Annotated in this window: 1 protein-coding gene; it reads right to left on the reverse strand. The window is 61.9% G+C overall.

Annotated elements, in window-relative coordinates:
* A partial coding sequence (locus PA598K_RS32080) for a hypothetical protein (RefSeq protein ID WP_221414198.1) occupies positions 1-732 on the reverse strand: 732 nt, incomplete at both ends.

The following is a 732-nucleotide window of genomic DNA, read 5'->3' on the forward strand; positions in this document are numbered from 1 at the left end:
GAAGTTATCGACGAACCGCGTGCGGCCGGCTTCGTCCTCGAAGCGCTGGGCGATCCATTCGTTCCACCACGTCAAGGTGACGATCTTCGGCCGCTCCTCAAAGGCGCGCTTCCACTGCGCGGCGAAGGTGATGCCTCCGCGCCTTGGCGTCGCCGTGTCGAAGGTCGAGATATACGTCTGCTGGAAGGCGACGGACACCGACAACTGCTCCTTCTGCGTGCCGTTCATGCCGACCAGCTGCGGATGCGGCTGCAGGAACGACCATTCCTGATTCGCCATCGCCGTCTGCAGGCCCCACATCTTGCGCAGCGTAAAGTTCGCGGACAACGCGGCTGGCTGGGAGTCGGTGACCAGGAGCAGCGGCTTGCCGTCATACTGGACGAAGAGATCGTCATAATCGCCGCTCGCATAAAATCGGTTATAGATGTCCATGCCGGAGAATGCCGGATTCGGATCGTCGCTCCACGAAGCCGTCCAAAACACGACGTGCGGCGTGCTCAGCCCCTCCTGCCGCATCTCCAGCAACGTGTCCAGCAGCACCTCGGCCGGGTTGGCGAAGATATCCTCGTAATAAGCGCTGTCCCAGGTGCTGCGGGCATTGGTGTTGTCGATGTTGATGAAGTCGACGCCAGCCTCCTCCAGCTGCAGCATATGCTGGCGGATCACCGCCGCATCGTCCGAGCGATAGTACCCGAGCGCCGGCTTGGCCCAGTAGTGGAAGCTGTGCAGCGG

Origin of the sequence: Paenibacillus sp. 598K (assembly GCF_003851045.1) — a bacterium.
Classification (GTDB): Bacteria; Bacillota; Bacilli; order Paenibacillales; family Paenibacillaceae; genus Paenibacillus_D.